General features: G+C 39.8%; 19 protein-coding genes. 11 read left to right on the plus strand and 8 right to left on the minus strand.

All coding sequences use genetic code 11. The features are described 5' to 3' along the window. Positions 1–83 precede the first annotated feature (83 nt). Positions 84–632, plus strand: a complete 549-nt coding sequence (locus tag JM79_RS00410; protein ID WP_141876272.1) for an autotransporter outer membrane beta-barrel domain-containing protein — start codon at positions 84–86, stop codon at positions 630–632. A gap of 67 nt (positions 633–699) precedes the next feature. Here JM79_RS00410 and JM79_RS00415 read toward each other — a convergent pair whose 3' ends face one another. The 3 genes from JM79_RS00415 to JM79_RS00425 form a co-directional block, all read right to left on the minus strand. Next, positions 700–1101, minus strand: coding sequence for a YkvA family protein (locus JM79_RS00415; protein ID WP_141876273.1), 402 nt, complete (start codon positions 1099–1101; stop codon positions 700–702). Between the two features lie 157 nt (positions 1102–1258). After that, a complete protein-coding gene (locus JM79_RS00420) occupies positions 1259–2812 on the minus strand; it encodes an aldehyde dehydrogenase family protein (protein ID WP_141876274.1) in 1554 nt (517 codons plus the stop codon). Between the two features lie 60 nt (positions 2813–2872). Continuing rightward, on the minus strand, positions 2873–3415 hold the full coding sequence (locus JM79_RS00425; RefSeq protein WP_141876275.1) for a 3-hydroxyanthranilate 3,4-dioxygenase: 543 nt from the start codon (positions 3413–3415) through the stop codon (positions 2873–2875). A gap of 126 nt (positions 3416–3541) precedes the next feature. Here JM79_RS00425 and JM79_RS00430 point away from each other — a divergent pair, with 126 nt between their 5' ends. The 8 genes from JM79_RS00430 (at position 3542) to trxA (ending at position 13242) form a co-directional block, all read left to right on the plus strand. Then, on the plus strand, positions 3542–4609 hold the full coding sequence (locus tag JM79_RS00430; RefSeq protein WP_141876276.1) for an isoaspartyl peptidase/L-asparaginase: 1068 nt from the start codon (positions 3542–3544) through the stop codon (positions 4607–4609). Between the two features lie 142 nt (positions 4610–4751). Next, positions 4752–5597, plus strand: a complete 846-nt coding sequence (locus JM79_RS00435) for a phospholipase A (protein WP_260443341.1) — start codon at positions 4752–4754, stop codon at positions 5595–5597. 152 nt (positions 5598–5749) lie between these two features. After that, the gene (locus JM79_RS00440; protein WP_141876277.1) at positions 5750–6232 is read left to right on the plus strand and encodes an ArsR family transcriptional regulator; all 483 of its coding nucleotides are present in this window, start codon (positions 5750–5752) and stop codon (positions 6230–6232) included. Positions 6233–6254: 22 nt separating this feature from the next. Beyond that, positions 6255–7382, plus strand: coding sequence for an efflux RND transporter periplasmic adaptor subunit (locus JM79_RS00445; RefSeq protein WP_141876278.1), 1128 nt, complete (start codon positions 6255–6257; stop codon positions 7380–7382). 22 nt (positions 7383–7404) lie between these two features. Then, a complete protein-coding gene (locus tag JM79_RS00450) occupies positions 7405–10536 on the plus strand; it encodes an efflux RND transporter permease subunit (RefSeq protein WP_141876279.1) in 3132 nt (1043 codons plus the stop codon). Positions 10537–10544: 8 nt separating this feature from the next. Continuing rightward, on the plus strand, positions 10545–11942 hold the full coding sequence (locus JM79_RS00455) for an efflux transporter outer membrane subunit (protein ID WP_141876280.1): 1398 nt from the start codon (positions 10545–10547) through the stop codon (positions 11940–11942). Between the two features lie 90 nt (positions 11943–12032). Then, the gene (locus JM79_RS00460) at positions 12033–12893 is read left to right on the plus strand and encodes a phosphatase PAP2 family protein (protein WP_141876281.1); all 861 of its coding nucleotides are present in this window, start codon (positions 12033–12035) and stop codon (positions 12891–12893) included. Between the two features lie 52 nt (positions 12894–12945). Beyond that, positions 12946–13242: a thioredoxin gene (gene trxA / locus JM79_RS00465; protein ID WP_141876282.1), complete on the plus strand. Its 297-nt coding sequence runs from the start codon at positions 12946–12948 to the stop codon at positions 13240–13242. On the opposite strand, the gene JM79_RS00470 is transcribed toward trxA, so the two are convergent. From JM79_RS00470 to JM79_RS00480, 3 genes are read right to left on the minus strand one after another with little or no spacing between them, the layout of a single operon-like run. Next, entirely contained in the window at positions 13235–13738 is a 504-nt protein-coding gene (locus JM79_RS00470; RefSeq protein WP_141876283.1) for a YciI family protein, read from the minus strand. The two genes, trxA and JM79_RS00470, sit on opposite strands and share 8 nt — an antisense overlap. After that, positions 13735–14208 carry a CYTH domain-containing protein gene (locus JM79_RS00475; protein ID WP_141876284.1) on the minus strand — a complete coding sequence of 158 codons (474 nt, stop codon included), beginning with the start codon at positions 14206–14208 and terminating at the stop codon, positions 13735–13737. Before JM79_RS00475 ends, JM79_RS00470 begins: the two co-directional genes overlap by 4 nt. Next, positions 14205–14876 (minus strand): NAD(P)H-binding protein, encoded by a 672-nt coding sequence (locus JM79_RS00480; RefSeq protein WP_141876285.1) that lies wholly within the window; start codon positions 14874–14876, stop codon positions 14205–14207. Before JM79_RS00480 ends, JM79_RS00475 begins: the two co-directional genes overlap by 4 nt. A gap of 45 nt (positions 14877–14921) precedes the next feature. Between JM79_RS00480 and dinB the strand changes: the two genes are divergently transcribed. Further along, positions 14922–16013 (plus strand): DNA polymerase IV, encoded by a 1092-nt coding sequence (gene dinB, locus JM79_RS00485; protein WP_141876286.1) that lies wholly within the window; start codon positions 14922–14924, stop codon positions 16011–16013. Then, the gene (locus tag JM79_RS00490; RefSeq protein ID WP_141876287.1) at positions 16013–16513 is read left to right on the plus strand and encodes a lipocalin family protein; all 501 of its coding nucleotides are present in this window, start codon (positions 16013–16015) and stop codon (positions 16511–16513) included. Before dinB ends, JM79_RS00490 begins: the two co-directional genes overlap by 1 nt. 57 nt (positions 16514–16570) lie before the next feature. Here JM79_RS00490 and pyk read toward each other — a convergent pair whose 3' ends face one another. After that, positions 16571–18001: a pyruvate kinase gene (pyk, locus tag JM79_RS00495; RefSeq protein WP_141876288.1), complete on the minus strand. Its 1431-nt coding sequence runs from the start codon at positions 17999–18001 to the stop codon at positions 16571–16573. Next, entirely contained in the window at positions 18001–18480 is a 480-nt protein-coding gene (locus JM79_RS00500; protein ID WP_260443342.1) for an IPExxxVDY family protein, read from the minus strand. The genes pyk and JM79_RS00500 overlap by 1 nt, the downstream gene beginning before the upstream one ends. Positions 18481–18533 lie beyond the last annotated feature (53 nt).

Here is an 18533-nt window from a genome sequence, read left to right on the forward strand (position 1 = left end):
AATTCCATAAAAAATATAAACCCTGCAGTTCACTTGCAGGGTTTTTTAAATCTACAAATGCTATAAAGCACTAAAAGAACCATATGAAAAAAATAATTTTTGCCATTACTTGCCTGGTCGCTGCCAATTTTGCCCAGGCACAGAGCACAGAAAAGAATAACGAGATCAAACTGAATATTGCCAATACCATAGCAATCGCTTCTGTTGAATTTGGATATGAAAGATTCCTGGATGATCATCAATCTATTGAAGGAATGATCCTGATCAATGATCGTATCAATTATCATTCTGAAAGTGGTTCCAGGAAATTTGAAACCAATAGTTTTAAAGTTGGTTATAACTACTATTTCGGAGAAGAATACGCTGCATCAGGTTTGTATGTAAATCCATTCCTGAAGTACAGAAGCGGTGAATTTAGCGAAGCTGCCCCAGATGCAGAATTTAATGGTGACCTAATCACAGATATGAATTCCTTTATCATTGGACTTGGTGGAGGTTACAAATGGAATTTCAACGATACTTTCGTGATAGGACCATTCGTTAATATCGGAAGAAATTTTAGCGATGAAGTAAAAGACAGATTTTCTGCTATCGAGTTCAATGCAGGTTTAAACATTGGGTATAGATTTTAATAGTCAAGTACCAAACAAAACAAGCCGATTCTTGCGAATCGGCTTGTTTTTAGTCCTGAACTTTGACTTAGCTAAGTTGTTTAAAGTTTTGTTTCCAAACCTTATAAGTTGCCAGATCTTTCTCCATTAAATTAAGACAGAAAGCGATTACTGCGGCATCATCTAAATAGCCTAGTACCGGTATAAAATCCGGAATAAGGTCTATAGGTGACAACACATATAAAAGTGCCGCTCCGGCCGCTGCTATGATATTAAATGGAATCTCCCTGTAATCCCCTTTCGCATAATCCTTAACCAGGGAAAAAAGGATCATCGCGTCATCCAAATAACGCTTCAATTTTCCTTTAGTTTCGAACTTATTGAGAATTTTTTCCTCTTCATCAATCACCTTTCCTACATCATCCTTAGAAAAGTCTTCAGTTCTTTTCTGATGTTCCTTTTCAGCCTGTTCTTTTGAAAATTCGCTCATAATTTCTTTTGGTTTCTAATCCTCGAAAATAAAGATTATCTCAACCTGATTCAAAATTGGGTCGTGTATTTAAGTATGATTTAACGATTTACGGTCAAGACTAACATAAAAAAACCCGCTATTCTTAGAATGCGGGTTTTCAGTAGGTTTATAATGATTACAAATCAAATTTTATTCCCTGAGCCAATGGCAGTTCAGTAGTGTAATTGATCGTATTCGTTTGTCTTCGCATGTATACTTTCCATGCATCTGAACCTGATTCGCGACCACCACCTGTGTCTTTCTCTCCTCCAAATGCTCCACCAATTTCAGCACCCGAAGTTCCAATATTTACATTGGCAATTCCACAATCTGATCCTTCTGTAGAAAGAAAACGTTCAGCTTCTCTCAAATTGTTTGTCATGATCGCTGAGGAAAGCCCCTGTCTTACTCCATTTTGTAATTCCAGCGCATCGTTTACATCTCCGGAATATTTCATAATGTATAATACCGGTGCAAAGGTTTCATGCTGTACGATCTCAAAATCATTCTTAGCTTCGGCAATTGCAGGTTTCACATAACAACCGCTTTCGTAACCTTCACCTTGGAGTACACCACCTTCAACTAAAATAGTTCCTCCTTCTTCCACCACTTTTTTCAAAGCATGCTGGTAATTCTTTACGGCATCCTTGTCAATAAGCGGTCCAACGTGATTATTCTCATCAAGTGGATTCCCTATCCTGATCTGCTTGTAAGCGCTTACGATAGCATCCTTCACTTTATCATAAACATCTTCGTGAATGATTAATCTTCTGGTGGAAGTACAACGCTGTCCACAAGTTCCAACTGCTCCAAAAACAGCTCCAATTACCGTATTTTTAATATCTGCATCTGGTGTTACAATGATGGCATTGTTACCACCAAGTTCGAGCAATGTTTTTCCTAGTCTTCCAGCTACTTCCTTAGCTACAATTTTTCCCATTCTGGTAGAACCCGTAGCCGAAATTAATGGTACACGCTCATCCTTAGTCATCATCTCTCCGACTTTATAATCACCGGTGATTAAACAGGAAATACCTTCAGGCACATTATTTTCAGCAAATACTTTGGCAGCAATGTTCTGACAGGCTACTGAGGTCAACGGTGTTTTTTCTGAACCTTTCCAGATACAGGCATCGCCACAAACCCAGGCCAGAGCTGTGTTCCATGACCAAACTGCTACCGGAAAATTGAAAGCTGAAATAATCCCGACAACTCCAAGAGGATGGTATTGTTCGTACATACGATGCCCAGGGCGTTCACTATGCATGGTCAAACCATGTAACTGTCTTGAAAGTCCCACTGCAAAATCGCAGATATCGATCATTTCCTGAACCTCACCCAGACCTTCCTGGTAGGATTTTCCCATTTCATAAGAAACGAGTTTCCCTAATGGTTCTTTTAATCTTCTAAGTTCATCATTAAACTGGCGTACAACTTCCCCACGCTGTGGTGCTGGCCATGTTCTCCATTCCTTGAATCCCTTAGCAGCTGTTGAAACTGTCTTTTCATAATCCTCACTGGTGGTTGCTTTCACTTTCCCAATGAGTTCACCATCAACAGGTGAATATGATTCAATGATATCTCCATTACTAAACCAGTCTTTACCGGTAGATGTTCCGTTATTTACGTCGTTTAAACCTAAATCTTTCAGGGCTTGTTTAATCCCGAATTCTTCAGCGATTTTGCTCATTAAATTGCGTTTTTATCGATTATTTTGTGTAGTTATTGCGAAAATAGTAAAAATAAACGGCTATTCCTCCGGAGCTGTGAATCGTTCATCGGCAGGCATTACTTCACCACAATTTTCGCAAGTGCGAAGTTCCTCACTATTATAAAAATGCTTAAAATGTCTTAGAAAGTCGGTTTCAATATCGTGTAAAGGGAAGTAAACCTCGTATAATTTGTGATTGCAATTATCACAAAACCAGAGTAAACCGTCCTCACCTGCTTCATTAAGTCTTTTTCGTTCTACCACCAGGCCAATGGAACCTTCTTTTCTTTCGGGTGAATGTGGCACTTTACCAGGATGAAGATACATATCGCCGGGTCCCAGTTTCATGGTTCGTTTCTCACCATTATCCTGTATATGAACCTCGATCTCTCCTTCAAGCTGGTAGAACAATTCTTCTGTTTCATTATAATGATAATCTTTCCTGGCGTTAGGCCCGGCAACGATCATAACAATATAATCGCCAGATTCTCTATATAAATTTTTATTTCCTACGGGAGGTTTTAAGTGTTCGCGATTTTGCTCAATCCACTTATTCAGGTTAAAAGGTCCTTCTACAGGCATATTTCGATTTTTTCTAAAATTACTGAATACTCCGGAAAGCTCTGGGACAACATCTATTAAAATTGAATTAAGAGTTTGCTTCAGAAGTCTATCTGAAATTTTATAACTTTCAGACAAATACGACCTATGAAAAAACTACTACTCCTATTCAGTTTTGTCACTTTACTTTCCTGTGATCAGAATTCAGAAAATAAATCAGAAGTTTCTACTTCAGCAGAAGAAACTAAAACTGCCACCGATACAACTCAAAATTTTGGAATTGTGATCCATGGTGGTGCTGGTACGATCCTCAAGGAAAATATGAGTGATAGTCTGGAAAAGGCCTACAAGGATAAGATGGAAGAGGCGATAAGAACGGGTCACGAAATTCTGGCTAATGGAGGAACGGCTGTGGAAGCTGTGCAACGAACCATTAATATTATGGAAGACAGTCCGCTATTCAATTCGGCAAAAGGTGCAGTCTTTACCAACGATGGAATAAATGAACTTGATGCCTCGATTATGGAAGGAAAAAATCTAAATGCCGGCGCGGTTGCCGGGGTTACGAATGTCAAAAATCCTATCAACCTGGCTTTTGAAGTTATGGAAAATTCGGAACATGTATTGTTATCTGGAAAAGGGGCTGAAAATTTCGCTAAAGAAAGAGGACTCGAAATTGTTGACCCGGAATATTTTTATACTGAAAACAGGTTCAAAGCAATGGAAAGAGCCAGAGACCGGGAGGATAACAAGACTGCTTTTTACGACCCTTTCGTTAAGGATGAAAAGTTTGGAACTGTAGGTTGTGCTGCACTGGATAAAGATGGAAATCTTGCAGCTGGTACTTCAACGGGAGGGATGTCTAACAAAAAATATAACCGGATTGGGGATTCTCCAATTATTGGAGCCGGAACCTATGCGAACAACGCCACCTGCGCAATTTCGAGTACCGGCTGGGGTGAGTTCTTTATTCGCGGAGTTGTAGCCTATGATATTTCAGCAATGATGGAATATAAGGGTATGAGTCTGCAGGAAGCTGCGAGTGAGGTAATTCAGAAAAAACAACCGGCTTTGGGCGGTAATGGTGGAATCATTGCTATTGATCATAAAGGAAATGTGGCGATGGAATTTAATACTGAAGGAATGTACCGTGCGAGTATGAATGCAACAGGTGATCTGCAACTGGGTATCTACAAGGAGAATAGTACCGAATAAGATTGTTCGAATTAAACTTTTAAAGCTCCTGGAATCAGGGGCTTTTTTAATTTGGTAACAATCCTGTCCAGGCTTCAAATTAGATTTAACGCAAACTAAGAGCTACCTTTGTTCTCTTAAAGATTCCCTACAAAGTACTAATATGATGTCATTTACAAAAAAGATTGGCCTCCTAAGCCTTCTCGTTCTTATGTTTTGCGATTCTTCAAATGTCAACGCGCAACGAATGTCTCGTGAGGAAGTTAACGACACCATCAAAAACATGCCTTCCTTTAGTAGTTATCACGATAATTACTTGATAAGTGGAATCCCCACGAACAAGTCGGCAAACAAGATGAATTCTGATATCAAATATCAGATCAGTTTTAAGCAGCTCATTTCCCGCGCGACACTTCCGCTTAACAGCTATTTGTTTGTGAGCTATACACAAAAAGCTTTCTGGAATATCTATGACAAATCCAGCCCTTTTGAAGAGATCAACTTTAATCCCGCCGTTGGAGTGGGAAAGCCAATATTCGACAAATCCAATAGAATCATTGCCCTGGCAGAACTGCAGCTGGAACATGAATCCAATGGAAGAGACAGTCTGGCTAGCAGAAGCTGGAACAGAGTTTCCGGAATGTTTCATACTCCGCTAGGAAGGCGGACCATGTTAAGTGCGAAAGCATGGGTTCCTTTTGCTTATACTGAAAATCATCCTGATCTCCTGGATTTCGTTGGTTTAGCTGAAGTCAAGGTACAACAGACTTTTTTCAGAGATCTATTGATTGGCGAGGTGACAGTTAGAAAAGGACTGAAGGATTGGAAAGGATCTGTAGGCACAAAGGTTTACTACAAATTATTCAATAATTCCGGAAACCAGTATTTAATGCTGGAGTGGTTCGCTGGTTACGCTGAAAGTCTTATCGATTACGATAAGTATACTAGCATGGTTAGAATTGGTTATGTTATTAAATCTACTGATCTCAATATTTTAAGAACAAGATAACTAGCTCCCACATTAACGGATGACGTCCTGCAGTTAAGGCTCTCAAGAACTCCATTTTCAGACATTAAATATTTTTAACGAACATTTAAGTTTGATTAGTTCGGTGCGTTCAGAACCAACTGTATATTTGCAAGCTCATTTAAAATAATTGCATGGATTGTTGTTCACCAGAGAAACGAAAACTAATCGAAGAGATTGGGGTTCATTTTGAGAAAATACATAATCTCGCTCCATTATCGGCGAGGATCTATATCATCATGATCCTATCTCCTAATGACGGACATACATTTGATGAGATCATCGAGATCACCCAGGCGAGTAAAAGTTCTGTCTCTACACAACTTAACCTACTGCTACAAACCAAAAAAGTAGAATACTTCACAAAATCCGGGGATAGAAAGCGCTATTTCAGGGCAAGCAGAACCTATCTTAAAAATACCCTCAACGACGAAATGAACAGGACGAAAGAAGAGATCAGGGTCGTTGATAAAATTCATGAGTTCAATTCAACCTACAATAAAGAGAAGTTTAAGAAATCTGGCGGTGTAGGTCGTTTATATATGGATCATTTGAAAATGCAAAAAGAAAACCTGGAACGTACGATCGAACAAATGAACCAGGAACTGGAAAATTAATTATTGAAGAAGAAAAGTAGAAATGAAAAAATTGTTATCAATCTCAGGTATATTCGTCCTGATTTTAGTCCTGGCGGGCTGCGGGAATGAAGGAGAATCACAAGCCCAGACTGCAAAGCCACAGGCAAAGCCATTTCCGGTAACAGAGGTTCCTCAAAGAACACTTACTGGTTATACCACTTATCCCGTTAATATCGAAGGGATCATTAATAGTGAGGTTCGCGCAAAGGTTTCCGGATACATTACAGATGTTCTTGTAGATGAAGGACAGGAAGTAAAGAAAGGTCAGTTACTTTTTAAACTTGAAACTCAATCTCTCAATCAGGATGCAGCGGCGGCGAAAGCGAACGTTAATGCAGCACAGGTAGAGGTAGATAAGCTAAAACCTTTAGTTGAAAAGAACATTATAAGTAACGTTCAACTGGAAACTGCAAAAGCAAAACTGCAACAGGCGCAGAGTAGCTACAATAGTGTTGCTGCAAATATTGGTTATGCCAATATCAAAAGTCCGGTAGACGGTTATGTAGGTTCCATAAGACTTCGTGAAGGGGCTTTGGTAAGTCCTACAAGTACTCAACCGTTAACCACCGTAAGTAATATTAGTAAGGTCTACGCCTATTTTTCCATGAATGAAACCGAATATCTTGATTTTCTGAAAGAATATGAAGGAGAAAAAGTTCAGGATAAGATCAATAATATGCCGGAGGTAGAACTTAAGCTTGCTAACGGAACGACTTATTCTGAAAAAGGTAAGATCGAAACCATCAATTCGCAGGTAAATGAGAATACCGGATCTATATCCTTCAGAGCAGTTTTTGACAATCCTTCAAGACTTCTTTCCAATGGAAACAGTGGTAAAATTGTAATTCCGAAGACCTATGAAAATGCGTTGATCGTTCCGCAGGAATCCACCTTTGAGCGACAGGGAAAAGTACTTGTTTATAAGGTTGGAGCCAGCAATAAAGTAACCAGTTCAACACTGGAAATCATTACAAGCATAGATAATTTATATGTAGTGAAATCTGGGGTGAAGCAGGGAGATACGATCGTTGCAAAAGGCCTGGCCAAATTACGACCAGATTCGGAAATTAAGCCTCAAGCAGTCGATTTCGACAGTGTGGCTAAGCCTATTGAAAAGGTATTCAGATAAATTTTCAGGAAAAAGAAACGTTATGCTAAAGACATTTATAGAAAGACCCGTACTCTCTACGGTGATTTCCATCATTATCGTGATCCTGGGGGTACTTGGTCTTTCCAACCTTCCTATCACGCAATATCCTGACATCGCACCACCAACAATTACCGTGAGCACTTCTTATCCAGGTGCCAATGCAGAAACGGTACTGGAAAGTGTGATCATCCCTATTGAAGAACAGATCAACGGTGTGGAAGGAATGACCTATTTAACCTCAACAGCTACCAATAATGGTACTGCAGAGATCACGGTTTATTTCGATCAACAGGTGGATCCAGACATTGCTGCGGTGAACGTACAGAACAGGGTGGCCCGAGCAAATCCTCTGTTGCCTGCGGAAGTTAAACAAACCGGGGTCACCACTCAAAAACAACAAACAAGTGCCCTAATGTTCTTTTCTCTTTTTAGTGAGAATAAGGATTATGACGATACTTTTATTCAGAATTACTTAAAGATCAATGTAATTCCTGAAATCCAAAGGGTAAATGGAGTTGGGAATGTTCAGGTTTTTGGAAGTAAGGATTACGCAATGCGAATCTGGCTACAACCTGATAAACTCGCAGCATACAACCTTGTTCCAACAGATGTGATCGCTGCTTTAAACGAGCAGAGTTTGGAAGCAGCTGCCGGTTCTCTGGGTGAGAATGATGGTAAAGCTTTTAACTACACAATTAAATATAGTGGTAGATACAATACTGAAGAGCAATACAGCGATATCGTGATCAAGGCTCTTGGAAATGGAGAATTTCTAAGACTAAAAGATATCGCCGAGATCGAACTCGATGCACAGAGTTATAGCGGAAGTTCCATGACTAAGGGATATCCTGCGGTAAACATGGGTGTTTTCCAAACCAAAGGTTCCAATGCTCGTGATATCATCCTGGAAATCGAAGACCGACTTGCAGAAGTTGAAAAAGATCTTCCTGAAGGTTTGGAGATCTACGTGCCCTACAATACGAACGAATTTTTAGATGCCTCGATCAATAAGGTAACACATACGCTAATAGAAGCTTTTATACTTGTTTTCCTGGTAGTGTTCATATTCTTGCAGGATTTCAGGTCGACCTTGATCCCGGCCATTGCGGTTCCGGTATCTATTATTGGTACTTTTTTCTTCCTGAACCTTTTTGGATACAGTATCAACTTATTGACCTTGTTTGCGCTGGTGCTGGCCATCGGGATTGTGGTAGATGATGCCATCGTGGTGGTGGAAGCCGTCCACGCGAAATTGGATGAAGGTGCTAAAAGTGCCAAACAAGCTACTACAACTGCCATGAACGAAATTTCTGGAGCGATCATCTCGATCACGCTGGTTATGGCTGCGGTATTTATTCCTGTGACTTTCATCAAGGGACCAACTGGTGTGTTTTACGAGCAATTTGGAATCACGCTAATCGTGGCAATATTCATTTCTGCAGTAAACGCATTAACCCTGAGCCCGGCTCTTTGTGCATTATTTCTGAAGACTCATGACGAGAAGAAAAATGGAAAGAAAAGTTTTCTTCAGAAGTTCTATGATGGGTTTAACCGCGGATTTAATGCGACTATCGAAAGATATGGAAGGTCTCTGAAGTTTCTCTACAAGAACAAATGGGTGACCGCTTTGATCCTGATCCTCGCGATTGGTGGAATCTGGTGGTCTGCGTCCACAACTCCTTCAGGTTTTGTACCAGATGAAGATCGCGGACTTATATTCGTAAACCTAGAATTACCAGCAGGTGCTTCCATAGACAGAACCCAGGAAGTTAATGATCTCCTGTATCAGAAAGTGAAAGATATTGAAGGTATTCAGGGAGTTTCAGTAATTGCCGGTAGAAGTTTAATTAGTGGTGCAGGAAGTAATTATGGACTTGGATTTATTAAACTGGATAACTGGGAAGAACGTGACACCGATGAATTATCTGTTGAAAGCATTACAGGAAAGTTGTTCGGTATAGCGGCTACCATCCCGGAAGCAAATATTATTTTCTTTTCACCTCCCAGTATTCCCGGCTTCGGAAATTCATCTGGATTTGAAGTGAATTTACTGGATAGATCTGGAGCAGGTTTCAATGAGCTCGATGAAGCCAACCAGGAATTTATCAGGAAACTTTCTGAAAGACCTGAAATTCAATATGCACAAAGTTCTTTCAATACTAATTATCCTCAATACGAACTGGAATTGAATGTACCCTTAGCTAAAGAAAAAGGCGTTACGGTAAATGAAATTTTCAGTACACTTCAGGGATATATTGGAGGGGTTTATGCTGCCGATTTCTCTAAATTCGGAAAACAATACCGGGTTTACGTACAGGCATATCCTGAAGATCGTGCACAAAAATCTGATCTCAACAAACTTTACGTTCGCACGTCTTCCGGAGAAATGAGTCCTATCACACAGTTTGTGAACCTTAAAAGAGTTTATGGGCCACAATCGGTAACCCGTTTCAACCTTTTCAACTCAACTAAACTTAGTGGTGCGACCAATCCAGGTTTTAGTTCAGGAGATGCGATTACAGCTATTGAAGAAGTTGCCAGTACACTTCCTGAAAATTATACTACTGCATACAGTGGTCTGACCCGGGAGGAAGTAAACGCTGGAGATCAAACGACTACGATTTTCCTATTATCTATCGTGTTCGTTTACTTCTTACTTGCGGCACAATACGAAAGTTATTTACTGCCGTTTTCAGTATTGTTCTCATTACCTCTTGGAGTTTTTGGTGCATATATCACCACAAAATTTTCAGGATTGCAGAACAACATCTATTTCCAGATCGCATTGATCATGCTAATAGGTTTACTTGCCAAGAATGCTATTCTAATTGTGGAATTTGCATTACAACGAAGACGACAGGGAGAATCTATCGTAGACGCAGCCATAGATGGAGCAAAATCCAGGTTAAGGCCAATTCTTATGACTTCTTTTGCCTTTATCCTTGGATTGCTACCGCTTGTGCTTGCTTCAGGAGTTGGTGCCGAAGGTAACCGTTCCATTGGTACCGGTGCTGCCGGAGGACTATTGATCGGGACAATTCTGGGTGTATTCGTAATTCCTATCCTTTTTATTCTCTTCCAGTGGTTGCAGGAAAAAGTAGGTAAGAAACCCGAAGCTGTTGAAACTAAATAAGATTGAAAATGAACGTATTATATAACATGAAATTTGGTCTGGTAGGAGTTGTACTCCTTAGCTTTCAATCGTGTTTTGTTGCTAAAGATTACGAACAACCAGAGGTAATTGAAGAAGCGAACTACAGAACCGATGAGATAGATCAGGATAGTTTGAATATGGCCAATGTCTCCTGGAAGGAAATGTTTACAGATCCTATCCTACAGGATTATATTTCTAAAGGACTTGAAAATAATATAGATATACGCGTGGCAATGCAACAGATCAATGCTGCCGAAGCTTACGTGAAACAAGGTAAAGCTGGTTATCTTCCTACTCTGGGAGCTAATGCCACCTTTACTCACCAGGAACTTTCTCAAAATAGCCAGTTTGGTAGTTTGTTTAGTTCACTGGATCAATATCAGTTAAGTGCAGATCTGTCCTGGGAAGCAGATATCTGGGGTAAGATTAGAAGTAGAAAACGTGCTTTCGATGCCAGGTATTTGCAAAGTATCGCGGCACATCAGGCAGTGAAAACCAGGCTGATCTCAGATATAGCTTCAACCTACTATCAATTGCTGACTTTGGACGAGCAGATCGCGATTACTGAAAGAACGGTAGAAACCAGGGCGAATAGCCTTGAGACTACAAAAGCTCTAAAGGAAGCTGGAACTCTTACTGAAGTTGGAGTGCAGCAAACTGAAGCGCAGCTATACACCGCAAAAGCTATCTTGATAGACCTTAGAAATGAAGCAAGATTACTTGAAAATACGCTTTCCATACTACTTGGTGAAGCACCCATGTTAATTGAAAGGTCCAATCTGGACATGCAGGAAATCACGACAGATCTTAATATTGGTGTTCCGGTACAATTATTACGTAACCGTCCTGATGTCATTGCTGCGGAATACAATCTGGTAAATGCATTTGAACTTACCAATGTTGCCAAAAGTAATTTCTATCCTTCGCTTACTTTAAGTGCAACTGGTGGATTACAGGCTTTGGACAAAGGAGATCTTTTTGATCCTAATTCACTTTTCGCTACCGTCATTGGTGGTTTGGCTCAGCCAATTTTAAACGGAAGAGCCATAAGAACTGAATATGAAGTGTCACAGGCAGAACAGGAACAGGCCAGACTTGAATTTAGAAGAGCCATTTTAACGGCAAGCAAGGAAGTATCGGATGCCATGTATTCTTACGAGGCCGCTTCAGAAAAAATAGATGTAAAACAGAAAGAATTTAAGGCCTATGATCTTGCCACAGATTATTCTGAAGAATTATTAAATAATGGGCTTGCTAATTACCTTGAAGTTTTAACGGCTCGGCAAAATGCTCTGAACTCGAGTTTAGATCTTGCGAATGCAAAGTACAATCAATTAAAATCAATTGTCGATCTTTACGAAGCCTTAGGTGGCGGGTGGAATTAATTAAAATTTAGTTTTTTCATAGTTAGTTAGTTGTTGGTTGATAGTGACCTCAGGCTTTAGGGTTTGAGGTCACTTTTTTAAAATTATTATATGCTTAGAAAATTACAATCCCTTTGTTTTTGTTTGGTGTTTTTGACTTTCTCTTCTTTTACCTATGCTCAGGATACAGAGAAGCCAGAACCAGAAAATGATAGTATTCCCACGACCTGGGAACTTTTAAAATATGACGGTGTCAGTGCTTTTGGCGGAATAAAGAACACCTATTCTTCTCCCCTTAGATGGCAAAAAGATGATTTTATTACTGCCGGAGCTGTAGTTGCCGGTACCGCTGCCCTTTATATTTTCGATGAAGAGACCAACCAATACTTTATGGATCAAGGAGAAAATGTACCTGAATTAGTGAAAGATTTCGGTTGGTATTTTGGGAGTCCGCAAAATAATTACGGAATAACTGGTGCGGTTTACCTGGTTGGCTTATTCACTAAGAATGAGAAAATAAGACAAACGGGGGTGTTGATGATCTCTGCAGCTACTGCATCTGGGATCATTCAGTCGATTTCCAAAACCGTAGTAGGAAGAGCCAGACCATCAGCTGGTGAAGGTAAAGGCAGCTTTGATCCTTTCAATAAAGAGGGAAGATACCACTCATTTCCGTCTGGGCATACAATCCTATCCTTTACAACATTTTATGCACTATCCAAGCAGTTCGATAATCCTTTTGTAAAAGCTGGACTTATAGGAGTTGGAATGGTCTCCCCGGTTTCCAGGCTTTGGTCTGGTGCACACTGGCTGACCGATGTAGGGCTTAGTCTTGCAATTAGCGTTGCGGTTGTGGACAGTATCGATAAATACCTGAAGAACGAACGTAACTACGGAGTACAGAATCCTAATAAAATAAGCTGGAAAATGCAGGTAGGACTTGGCCGGGTAGGGATCGTAGGTACTTTTTAACCTGCTTTTAAAATAATTCGAACTATAGTTTTCTTAACTTTAAAGGAAAAAGATGAGAAGTAGTTTTAATGATATTATTTCTGGAGAGACTCCCGTATTAGTAGATTTCTATGCCGACTGGTGTGGACCTTGCAAATCGCTGGCACCAATTTTAAAGGAAGTTAAGAATGATCTTGGCGAAGGGGTGAAGATCGTAAAGATCGATGTAGATAAGAACCAGGAATTAGCCTCGAAATATCAGGTTAGAGGTGTTCCCACTATGATCCTCTTCAAGGATGGGAAACAATTCTGGAGACAGTCAGGCTTATTACCCAAACACGATATTGTAAGTAAGATCAACTCTATTTAAGCTTCCCTCCTTTGGCAGCCCACCATGGATGTATTTCAACTTTTAGTCTGCCAGCTTTTACCATGGGATCTAAATTGGCCAGGCTATCTGCTTCGGCTTGAGTCGCAGTATTAAAAACTACAATTCCACGAAGATCACCATCGTCTCCCATAGGCCCCGTTAAACTGGTATAACCTTCAGTGGCCATGCGCTCCAGATGAGCCATATGCTTCTTTTGAAGTTCTGCAGCCTCAGTCGAATCCTGGCTTCTGGTAGGTCCGGATTTCAGAAAAACCATATAATATTGCTGCATTAGATATGTGGTATCTCCTTCTTTGTAACTAAAAGTCTGGTAGCCTTTCTTTTTCAGGTCTTCTTCAATGGACTTCGTACTAACTTCCTTTTCTACGATCGTATCCTCTTTCACCTCCACAATTTCTTCGGAAGCTTCTTCTTTAGAAGATTGATCGCAGGAAATAAATAGAGACAGGAATGCTGATAAGATGAGATTTTTCATTTTTCCCAGTTTTTATATGGATTAAGAGTAAGCTGTGAATTGTAATATTGATTTTGACCGGTCACTTCCTCACCCAACCATTCAGGTTTCAGGAAACGTTCGTGCTCTGAATTTAATTCCACTTCTGCAATACTAAGACCTTGATTATCTCCCAGAAATTCGTCTACTTCAAATACATGCTGTCCCACAGGCACGAGGTAGCGATATTTTTCGATCTTCCCTGGTTCACATAGCTTGAGTAGTTGCTGAGCTTCGTCAACTGGTATTTCCTTCTCCCACTCGAAACGGGAAACTCCACTTTCAGAGCTTTTGCCCTTAATGGTCATAAAAGCTTTATCAGCCTGGATACGTATCCTGATTGTTCGTTCCGGATGCGTATTTAGATAAGCCTGGATAAATAAGGTTTTACTACTCGCTTCTTTTTTATATGCTTCTGAAGTGATCAGGAACTTTCTTTCAATTTCTATCATTCTGAAGAGTTGCTTAAAGTCTTGATTTTATCAGATTCAATTCTTCCGCTTTTATAGGGATGGTTTGCCAGATATTGCATTGCATTCGCGATCTCCTCTGGTTCAATACTCCGATATTTTTTGAATCCGCCAATAAGCAAATGATTACCAAGTTTCATCAAATTAATAAATATGGATTCCATCAGCCTGTTCTCTGCCCTGTCACCGGCAATTAAAGATGGCTGCAGTATATAAGTATTTGAGATCTTTTGTTCCAGTACAGCACCTTCCATTTCACCTTTCACTTTATTGTAAAAGATATTACTATTCTCGTCTGCTCCCAAAGCTGAAATTACCATGAAAGTGCCAATATTATTCCTTTTGGCCAGTTTCGCAGCAGTTGCTGGAATACCAAAATCAATTTGTCGATACAATTCCTTATCGGGAGTTTTACTTTTCGTAGTTCCTATGCAGCAGAAGACTTCATCTCCGGTGAATAGTTCCTGAATCTTTTCAAGTTCAAAAAGATCTATGAGATATTCCTCGATCTTCTCACTTTTTTGAGATACATGATTTCTTCCAAAAACCTTGATCTTTCTATAACGATCATCCTTTATTAATTTATCTAAAAGAATTCCACCAGTGAGACCGGTAGCACCAAGAATGATCGCTGTTTTCGCCTGTTCCATTGCTGTAGCTATTAATTAGACTAAGATATTACTTAAATTTACAAGGTGGAAAAACTTCGCAAAATTATCCATGTAGATATGGATGCCTTCTATGCTTCAGTAGAGCAACTGGATAACCCGGATCTTCGGGGAAAGCCGGTCGCCGTAGGTGGTAGCTCGCAACGCGGAGTTGTAAGTGCAGCTAGTTACGAAGCACGAAAGTTTGGTGTGCGCAGCGCGATGAGTAGTGTAATGGCTAAAAGAAACTGTCCTGATCTCATCTTCGTAAAATCGAATTTTGAGAGATACCGTGAAATTTCAGCACAGATCAGGGAGATCTTTTATGAGTATACAGACCTGGTCGAGCCATTATCTCTGGATGAAGCATATCTTGATGTTACCGAGAATAAAAAAGGCCTGATGAGTGCGACTCTTATCGCTAAAAAGATTAGAGACCAGATCAAGGAAAAGACTGGTTTGAACGCTTCCGCAGGAATTTCCGTCAATAAATTCATCGCCAAGGTTGCCAGTGACATTAATAAACCAAACGGACAAAAAACCGTACCACCGGAAGAAGTTTTAGAGTTCCTGGAAGAGCTGGACATTAGAAAATTCTACGGTGTTGGAAAAGTAACTGCGGAAAAAATGTATCGGCTGGGGATTTTCAGCGGAAAAAACCTCAAGTCTAAGACGGAAGAATACCTGAGTGAACATTTCGGAAAGAGTGGCAGGCACTTTTATAAGGTTGTTCGAGGAATTCACCATAGTGAAGTAAAACCTCATAGAACCCGCAAATCGCTTGGTGCTGAAAGAACCTTTAATGAGAATATCTCTTCTGAAATATTTATGCTCGAAAAACTTCAGAATATTGCTGAAGAAATAGAACGCAGACTGAAAAGATCTGATGTCGCTGGGAAAACGATCACTTTGAAGATCAAATACAGTGATTTTACCCAACAAACAAGAAGCAAGACGATTAGCTACTATATTTCCAGTAAAGACCTCATTCTCGAAATCGCCAAAGAATTGTTATATCAGGAGAAAATGAAGAATTCGGTTCGATTACTGGGAATATCACTGTCCAACTTAAACACTGAAAAGGCGGATACGAAAGAAGAAGAAAAGGAAATCCTCGTCCAATTGAAATTTAAATTTTAATGTCTAAGAAATTGCTGTTTATATGTATGATGATTGGCATGATTTCCTGCCAGGAAGATCAGGTTTACGAGTTGCCGGAAAATGCTACGACTTTACTAACGGGTGACGATACAAAGACATGGAAACTCGCAAGACGTTCCAATAACAATGTAAGAATGAACATGGGTCCATGCTTTCTCAATTATCGCCAGAGTTTTTCCGTAGACAAGACTGTTGAAGATAATAATGGAAGAAATAAGGATTGTGGACCGAGTCTTGCTGGCACCTGGGAGTTTAAGAAGGGAGTGAAAAATGAACTTTATCTACGAATTAATAGTCCGCAGATTCCTGAACTATTAAGTACGGATAAGGAATATAAAGATTTCAAAATATTGAAGTTAACGAAGGACACCCTTGAGGTGGTTTTCAGACATAATCAATATGGTAATACTAGCAGATTAATTACAGATATTCTCGTCCGCGAAGATATGGATATAGGTGACCGATATTTTCACCATTAAAAAACCGGATACCTACTTATGCAGATATCCGGTTGTTAAATTTGAATATTTACAGTTCTATTCTATTTCAGAAACTCTTAGCGTATTCACCATTCCCTTAGCGGTAATTGGCATTGCGGCAAGATTGATCGTAAAGTCACCAACTTCCACAAATTTATATTGTTTCGCCATATCGTTGATATCATCGATGGTCTCATCTGTACTCACAAACTTATCGTAGAAAAAGGCTTTCACACCCCATAAAAGGCTCAATTGATTGAGAATCCTTCTGTTCGATGTAAATACAAGAATATGAGCTTCTGGTCTCCATGCAGAGATCTGGAATGCTGTATAACCACTATTAGTTAACGTACAGATCGCTTTCGCCTTGATCTCGTTCGCCATATGCGCAGCGTGATAACAAACTGCTTTGGTAATATATCTTTTCGTTCTTACGTGCGGTGGCTCATGAGGAACCTTGATAAGCGGAGAATTCTCCACACTTTCCAGGATCTGTGCCATTTTCTGAATTACCTGTACCGGATATTGTCCTACGGAAGTTTCCCCGGAAAGCATCACAGCATCAGCTCCATCCATTACAGAATTGGCAACATCGTTCACCTCTGCTCTGGTAGGCGTAAGGCTCGTGATCATGGTTTCCATCATTTGAGTTGCGATGATCACCGGGATTCGTGCTTTTTTAGCTGTAAGTACCAGTTTCTTCTGAATTAGAGGAACTTCCTGAGCAGGAATTTCCACACCCAGATCTCCACGTGCTACCATAAGTCCATCACAATAAGCAACGATCTTATCAATATTCTCTACACCTTCAGGTTTTTCGATCTTAGCCACGATCGGAATTTTAAATTCTGAATGCTCATTGATCAATTTCTGAAGTTCCATAAGATCTTCAGCATGTCTAACAAAAGAAAGTGCCATCCAGTCTACAGCAAGCTCGCAGGCAAATTTGGCATCTCTAATATCCTTTTCTGTAAGTGCAGGTAAAGAGATATTTGTATTTGGAAGGTTTACTCCCTTTTTTGATTTTAATGGTCCACCCTGAATAACCTTCGTAGTTACCTCATCTTTCTTGTTGGTTTTCACAACTTCGAAGATTAGTTTACCATCATCAAGTAAGATTCTTTCCCCGGCTTTTACATCCTGCGGAAAAGTTTCGTAATTCATGTAAACCCGCTCTGAAGTTCCTTTGAAAGGTTCGCCAGTCACGAAAGTGATAATATCACCTTCAGAAACCACTACCTCTTCCTTCATCACTCCAACACGAAGTTTTGGACCCTGAAGATCGGCAAGAATCGCAGCATTAAATCCTTCTTCCTCGTTCAGTTCTCTAATCATCTGCACCCGCTCTTTCACATCCTCATAATCTGCATGTGAAAAGTTGATACGAAATACGTTGACACCTTCCTGCAACATTCTCTTTAAAGTATCTTTGCTACTGGTTGCAGGGCCCAGTGTGGCAACTATTTTTGTTTTCTTGTTGGTCGGCATTATTCGAAAATTAGATTTTGTTTGTTCTTCAGCTTATCGACTTCTATAGCGTAAGCTGCCTGTACTCCTGGAATTTGATTAATCTTGTTCAGAATCCTGACGAATTCTTTAGGTAGAATTTCCTCGCTTATCTTCAGAAAAAAATCAACTTTACTATATTCAGGTATAAGATTTATTTCTTTTGAGCTGAACTTTTCCTCATTAAAAAGGGAACCTGTACTTAAAATCCTTTTCGGTTCTCCCTTGAACTTATTGGTAACCAGTTCAACGCTGTAGTAAGCTTTTGGATCTTTGAAAGAGTAAAGAGCGTAAAAAGCGTGATATTCAGAATGATTAAAATCAATGTCTGTCGCCTCTCTCTCCAGCTTTGTTCGCAAATTCTTATTAATTAAATAAGCCATTCTATACCCTTCTAAAGAAGAGTAGATCGCGATCAATTGAAAGCTCTCATCTTCAAACTCAAGCAGTTCCTTATGCATAAGCACAAATTCGGAATTTAAGGTTAAAGATAATATATCATTGCTGAAATGAA

The sequence above is a fragment of the Gramella sp. Hel_I_59 genome, assembly GCF_006714895.1.
Lineage (GTDB): Bacteria > Bacteroidota > Bacteroidia > Flavobacteriales > Flavobacteriaceae > Christiangramia.

Excerpts from the sequence above, each read along its gene's own strand:
- JM79_RS00410 (WP_141876272.1), top strand. The coding sequence starts at position 84 with ATGAAAAAAATAATTTTTGCCATTACTTGCCTGGTCGCTGCCAATTTT.
- JM79_RS00415 (WP_141876273.1), bottom strand. The coding sequence starts at position 1,101 with ATGAGCGAATTTTCAAAAGAACAGGCTGAAAAGGAACATCAGAAAAGA.
- JM79_RS00420 (WP_141876274.1), bottom strand. The coding sequence starts at position 2,812 with ATGAGCAAAATCGCTGAAGAATTCGGGATTAAACAAGCCCTGAAAGAT.
- JM79_RS00425 (WP_141876275.1), bottom strand. The coding sequence starts at position 3,415 with ATGCCTGTAGAAGGACCTTTTAACCTGAATAAGTGGATTGAGCAAAAT.
- JM79_RS00430 (WP_141876276.1), top strand. The coding sequence starts at position 3,542 with ATGAAAAAACTACTACTCCTATTCAGTTTTGTCACTTTACTTTCCTGT.
- JM79_RS00435 (WP_260443341.1), top strand. The coding sequence starts at position 4,752 with ATGATGTCATTTACAAAAAAGATTGGCCTCCTAAGCCTTCTCGTTCTT.
- JM79_RS00440 (WP_141876277.1), top strand. The coding sequence starts at position 5,750 with ATGGATTGTTGTTCACCAGAGAAACGAAAACTAATCGAAGAGATTGGG.
- JM79_RS00445 (WP_141876278.1), top strand. The coding sequence starts at position 6,255 with ATGAAAAAATTGTTATCAATCTCAGGTATATTCGTCCTGATTTTAGTC.
- JM79_RS00450 (WP_141876279.1), top strand. The coding sequence starts at position 7,405 with ATGCTAAAGACATTTATAGAAAGACCCGTACTCTCTACGGTGATTTCC.
- JM79_RS00455 (WP_141876280.1), top strand. The coding sequence starts at position 10,545 with ATGAACGTATTATATAACATGAAATTTGGTCTGGTAGGAGTTGTACTC.
- JM79_RS00460 (WP_141876281.1), top strand. The coding sequence starts at position 12,033 with ATGCTTAGAAAATTACAATCCCTTTGTTTTTGTTTGGTGTTTTTGACT.
- trxA (WP_141876282.1), top strand. The coding sequence starts at position 12,946 with ATGAGAAGTAGTTTTAATGATATTATTTCTGGAGAGACTCCCGTATTA.
- JM79_RS00470 (WP_141876283.1), bottom strand. The coding sequence starts at position 13,738 with ATGAAAAATCTCATCTTATCAGCATTCCTGTCTCTATTTATTTCCTGC.
- JM79_RS00475 (WP_141876284.1), bottom strand. The coding sequence starts at position 14,208 with ATGATAGAAATTGAAAGAAAGTTCCTGATCACTTCAGAAGCATATAAA.
- JM79_RS00480 (WP_141876285.1), bottom strand. The coding sequence starts at position 14,876 with ATGGAACAGGCGAAAACAGCGATCATTCTTGGTGCTACCGGTCTCACT.
- JM79_RS00490 (WP_141876287.1), top strand. The coding sequence starts at position 16,013 with ATGTCTAAGAAATTGCTGTTTATATGTATGATGATTGGCATGATTTCC.
- pyk (WP_141876288.1), bottom strand. The coding sequence starts at position 18,001 with ATGCCGACCAACAAGAAAACAAAAATAGTTGCCACACTGGGCCCTGCA.
- JM79_RS00500 (WP_260443342.1), bottom strand. The coding sequence starts at position 18,480 with ATGCATAAGGAACTGCTTGAGTTTGAAGATGAGAGCTTTCAATTGATC.